Source organism: Pantoea septica, assembly GCF_002095575.1.
Taxonomy (GTDB): domain Bacteria; phylum Pseudomonadota; class Gammaproteobacteria; order Enterobacterales; family Enterobacteriaceae; genus Pantoea; species Pantoea septica.
The window spans coordinates 1-5,182 of record NZ_MLJJ01000071.1 but is presented as its reverse complement, the minus strand read 5'-3'; the positions used below and the strand labels follow the sequence as shown (position 1 = coordinate 5,182).

The following is a 5,182-nucleotide window of genomic DNA, read 5'->3' as shown; positions in this document are numbered from 1 at the left end:
CACCTCCCCTTCTTTCATCCGCAAGAATTTCGGTGTGGTACTGGAGCGAACGGTACGCGAGCTTAACGGCGAATCCTGCATCCCGATGGAGGATGCCCCGCCGCCAAAGCAGCAGATAGTCGTGAGCCGCAGCTTCGGCGAGCGCATAATGGAATATGACGCGATGCGTCAGTCCGTCTGTGCGTATGCCGAACGCGTGGCGGAGAAGCTGCGGGAGGACCGCCAGTTCTGCCATCACATTTCCGTTTTTATCCGCACCTCGCCTTTCGACACCGGGTATCCAGGTTACGGCAACACGGCGTTCGTGAAGCTGCGCGTGGGTACGCAAGACACGCGTAACATTATCGAGGCTGCAGTAAAGTCCATGGACGCCATCTGGCGCCCGGATTTTCGTTATGCTAAAGCTGGCATCATGCTGAGTGAACTCAAGCCGAACGGCGTGGCGCAGCTGAACCTTTTTGATGATGAGGTGCAGCGTGCCGGCAGTGAGGCCCTGATGAGTCTGTTGGATACAATGAACAAGTCTGGGCGTTACAGTATTGGCTTTGCAGGTAAAGGCATCGATCCTGACTGGAAAATGAAGCGCGAGATGCTTAGTAAGGCGTGGACAACAAACTGGAAAGAATTGCCTGTCGCTAAAGTGCGCTGACCTGGATATTCACAGGTCATCTGTAAACAGCAACCTTTTAAACTCATTTGCGTTTATGAGTTTTTACTCATTTGAGTGAAAGAGTAAACTCAGGAAAAGATGATCTGTTGGTACTAAACTTTGCTTACTCATAAACTCATATGAGTAAATACTTGCAGGAAAAAATTTTCTTTTGTACTAAGTCGTACTTGGGTTTAACCAGCTCAAAAGGTCACAGAAACTGAGCAGACCGTTCCGGTAAGAAAAAAGTCAGAACACATTGCCTCATTTGAGTAAATGAGTATTTCCACGTCCTGTTTACTCTTTTACACTTTTACTCAATACAAGACTATGTACTTGTAGCAAGTATTCCCAGTACCGCCGAGTTCAGACAAGGATTACTCCAAGACTCACTTTCATCTTTACACAATTACTCATATGAGTTTTTATGTTAATGAGTAAAACTTACGTTTGGTTGCAGTGGTCATGATTGTTAAGAGTATAAATAACCATGACCCTACGAAACACACATTCACTCAAATGAGTAATCACTCATTTTCACGTAGCCATTCGTCAACCAGTTCATTAATAACATCAGTGATGCTGGTTCCACGCTTAGCACAAGCAACCTTGAAGCGGGCATGCTTATTTTCGCTGAAATTCACGTTCACGCGTTTCTGCTTCTCTGACGGAGCCTTCACCTCAGGAGCCTGAACAATTTTCTCCAAATCACGATGCGCGCCGAACGTCATCATTGATGACGAATGTTTTTTCTCAAGTGCCATAAATCCTCCTCAAATGAGTATATGGGTTTTTACTCAAAAACTGACAATATTTCTTTAGTCAGGATTTGGATTTCTCCCTGAGCAGCTCTGTCAGTGGTATTAAACACACTTTCTCCTTCAAGAACCGATCTTACATAGCTCTGGCGCTGAGTGATTGAGGTTTTAAACGCTTTGATTCCCGTCTGAGCAATACTGCTCTTTAAAACACTGAGCATTGTCGCCTGTTCAATCTTTCGGGTGATCAGGAATCGAGCTTCGACAGGGCGGTTATATGCCTGAGCCTCAAGGACGGTCACCACAGAACCTGCCGCTGAGAAATCGAGCGGACTGGGTGTCACAGGAATAATGATGAGATCACTCACCATCACGGCTGCAGAAGTGATGACAGAGAGCGAGCCTGCACCATCAATTATAACGTAGTCATAATCGCCGAGTTCTTTACGAACCTGATAGACATCCTTTTCAGATGAGGCGGTATAAACATCAAATCCGGCCTTACCGGCGCTGTTCCAGTTTGTAAGACTCATTTGTGGGTCAGTATCAACCACCGCGACTTTTTTACCACTGCTGGCAATGGAGGAACTGACGTTAATTGTTGCAGTGGTTTTGCCAGAGCCACCTTTAGGATTCAGAAACGAAATGATCTTCATGCTTAAAGTCTCATTTACTCATTTGAGTGATAGTGTAAAGGAGTAAACCATAAATGAGTAAAAAAGTAAAAATTCAAAAACACATAAATTCATATACTCAAACGAGTAAAAACACATATCCTTAACTCTTTGTTTTTAATGAACGTGGAATTGAGTGCTGTTTACAATAAAGCCAAGAATTCGTCATTACCAAGGCAGGGGAGGGGGGCGAAATCCTGTCTAAGCCACTTCACTTCTGAATTTGTTAACCTCAATCATCTGAATTTTCATGTATGAATAACGATGAGCTTGTCCACATTTATACTGTTTGTGCTTGCCGCTTTTATGCTGATTAAAACCTGAGTAAAACGAGATCCGGACGTCTGGACGGAAAAAGAGGCGTGGCGAGGAGCAGCTCTCTTCATCAGCAACATGAGCGTAATGATGGTAGCGTTAAAACTCACGAAGAAGTAAAAGAAGAGAATACAGCCGAACGTCAGTTGGCCACATTCAGATGTAACGAGTTTCGCAAGCGCCCGCTGATGAACAAAAGAGAATTTTCAGTTTACTGCAGGCTGGCGACATTATTAATGTCAGTGGTCTGGATACAGGCTCTTGTCAGAAAAAGTCTGTTTCATACAGCCGTTTTACTACCGTGGTATCATATTTAGTGTCATTTTTAAGAGTCAGCACGGATGAAGAAAAAAAGCGGTACTCCTACGCCCCATGACGCCACTTTCAGGCAGTTTCTCACGCAGCCCGACATTGCCCGGGACTTTATGGAGCTACATCTCCCGGCAGAGCTGCGCGCGCTCTGCGACCTCAGCACCCTGAAGCTGGAGTCCGGCTCCTTCGTCGAGGATGACCTGCGGCAGTATTTCAGCGACGTCCTTTACAGCCTGAAGACTACCGCCGGGGACGGTTACGTACATGTACTCATCGAGCACCAGTCTTCCCCGGACCGGCATATGGCCTTTCGCCTGCTGCGCTACGCCGTGGCTGCCATGCAGCGCCACCTCGAGGCCGGTCATAAGAAGCTGCCGCTGGTGATACCCGTGCTGTTCTATAGCGGAAAACGCAGCCCGTATCCGTATTCTACCCGCTGGCTGGATGAGTTCGACAACCCGGAAGTGGCGGAAAGGCTGTATGGAAGCGCCTTTCCCCTGACAGACATCACCGTCATTCCGGACGATGACATCATGAACCATCGCAGCATGGCGGCGCTCACCCTGCTGCAGAAGCACATTCACCAGCGCGACATGGCCACGCTGACCGACCGGCTGGCCACGCTGCTGATGGCGAACTATCTTTCTTCACCCCAGGTAACGGCGCTGATACACTATTTACTGCAGGCGGGAGAGTCGGCCGATTCCGAAGCCTTTGTACGAGAGCTGGCACAGCGTGTGCCGCAACATGGAGACGCACTCATGACCATCGCACAGCAGCTGGAACAAAAAGGCATTGAGAAAGGGCGCATGGAAGGGCGCATGGAAGGTCGTAATGAAGGAGAGCGTGAAGCGACCCTGAAAATCGCGCGTACAATGCTGCAGAACGGCCTCGACCGTGACACCATTATGAAAATGACTGGCCTTTCTGCTGACGATCTGACTCAAATCCGGCATTAATCTGTTCAGCCGCCTCCTGGTGAAGTGGTTTACTGAATTTGGCCACCTGAACAGAGGTGATATGCTCACCTCAGAACATTACAGGTGCCTCAATGAAAAAAAGAAATTTCAGCGCAGAGTTTAAACGCGAATCCGCTCAGTTGGTCCTTGATCAGAACTACACCGTTGCAGCTGCGGCCAGTGCTATGGATGTGGGTCCTTCTACCATGACGCGATGGGTAAAGCAGTTGCGGGATGAACGACAGGGCAAAATACCTAAAGCCTCCCCTATAACCCCAGAACAGATTGAAATACGTGAGCTGAAGAAAAAGCTACAACGCATTGAAATGGAAAACGATATATTATAAAAGGCTACCGCGCTCTTGATGTCGGACTCCCTGAACAGTTCTCGATAATCGGGAAACTCAGGGCGCGTTATCCTGTGACCACTCTCTGCCACGTGTTCGGGGTTCACCGCAGTAGCTACAGATACTGGAAAAACCGTCCTGAAAAACCAGACGGCAGACGGGCTGTATTACGCAGTCAGGTACTTGAGCTACATGGCATCAGCCACGGTTCGGCCGGAGCAAGAAGCATCGCCACAATGGCAACCCAGAGAGGCTACCAGATGGGGCGCTGGCTTGCTGGCAGGCTCATGAAAGAGCTGGGGCTGGTCAGTTGCCAGCAGCCGACTCACCGGTATAAGCGTGGCGGTCATGAGCACGTAGCTATCCCGAATCATCTTGAGCGACAGTTCGCTGTAACAGAGCCAAACCAGGTGTGGTGCGGTGATGTGACCTATATCTGGACAGGTAAGCGCTGGGCGTACCTCGCCGTTGTTCTCGACCTGTTCGCAAGAAAACCAGTGGGCTGGGCAATGTCGTTCTCACCGAACAGCAGACTCACCATTAAAGCGCTGGAAATGGCATGGGAAACGCGCGGCAAGCCCGCCGGAGTAATGTTCCACAGCGATCAGGGCGGTCATTATACAAGCAGGCAGTTCCGGCAGTTACTGTGGCGTTGCCAAATCAGGCAGAGTATGAGCCGACGTGGAAACTGTTGGGACAACAGCCCGATGGAACGCTTCTTCCGGAGTCTGAAAAACGAGTGGGTGCCAGTGACAGGTTATATAAACTTTAGCGAAGCTGCTCATGCGATCACGGACTATATCGTCGGGTATTACAGCTCGCTAAGGCCGCATGGGTATAACGGTGGGTTACCCCCAAACGAATCGGAAAACCGATACTGGAAAAACTCTAACTCGGTGGCCAGTTTTTGTTGACCACTTCAGTATCATAATGGCCTTCTCTACCTACGGTTACAGTAGTGAAACCATAAAGTTACCCTTTACTGAATTTGCAAAAATGTGCGGTATCAAATCAGCCGATCTCAATGCCCGCTCTCGTAAACGCCTTCACGACTCCCTTTTTAGCATTTCCAGCGTCACGCTCGCATTCAGTAGTAAAGACGGCAAGAAATCGATGTTTTCGCATCTGGTACAACGTGCTGTTCTTAACATGAATACAGATACCGTTG

The 5,182-nt window shown here is 48.7% G+C and carries 5 protein-coding genes and 1 pseudogene; 4 read left to right on the top strand and 2 right to left on the bottom strand.

Annotated features, from left to right (window positions below; translation table 11 throughout):
* The coding region (locus HA46_RS20450) for a DinB/UmuC family translesion DNA polymerase (RefSeq protein ID WP_143807698.1) at positions 1–649 on the top strand (649 nt) is incomplete at its 5' end.
* Between the two features lie 527 nt (positions 650–1,176).
* On the opposite strand, the gene HA46_RS20445 is transcribed toward HA46_RS20450, so the two are convergent.
* On the bottom strand, positions 1,177–1,413 hold the full coding sequence (locus tag HA46_RS20445; RefSeq protein WP_048785464.1) for a plasmid partition protein ParG: 237 nt from the start codon (positions 1,411–1,413) through the stop codon (positions 1,177–1,179).
* A gap of 29 nt (positions 1,414–1,442) precedes the next feature.
* Positions 1,443–2,063, bottom strand: a complete 621-nt coding sequence (locus HA46_RS20440) for a ParA family protein (RefSeq protein WP_048785467.1) — start codon at positions 2,061–2,063, stop codon at positions 1,443–1,445.
* Positions 2,064–2,737: 674 nt separating this feature from the next.
* On the opposite strand from HA46_RS20440, the gene HA46_RS20435 reads away from it, so the two are divergent.
* From HA46_RS20435 to HA46_RS21225, 3 genes and pseudogenes are all read left to right on the top strand, one after another.
* Positions 2,738–3,667, top strand: a complete 930-nt coding sequence (locus tag HA46_RS20435) for an Rpn family recombination-promoting nuclease/putative transposase (protein ID WP_084886533.1) — start codon at positions 2,738–2,740, stop codon at positions 3,665–3,667.
* Positions 3,668–3,759: 92 nt separating this feature from the next.
* Positions 3,760–4,928 (top strand): IS3 family transposase gene (locus tag HA46_RS20430; protein WP_143807697.1). Its coding sequence is split into 2 segments (ribosomal slippage): positions 3,760–4,012 and positions 4,012–4,928, totalling 1,170 coding nucleotides; the frame shifts between segments, so codons are not numbered across the junction.
* 7 nt (positions 4,929–4,935) lie between these two features.
* A pseudogene (locus HA46_RS21225) lies at positions 4,936–5,182 on the top strand (protein RepA); the annotation flags it as partial.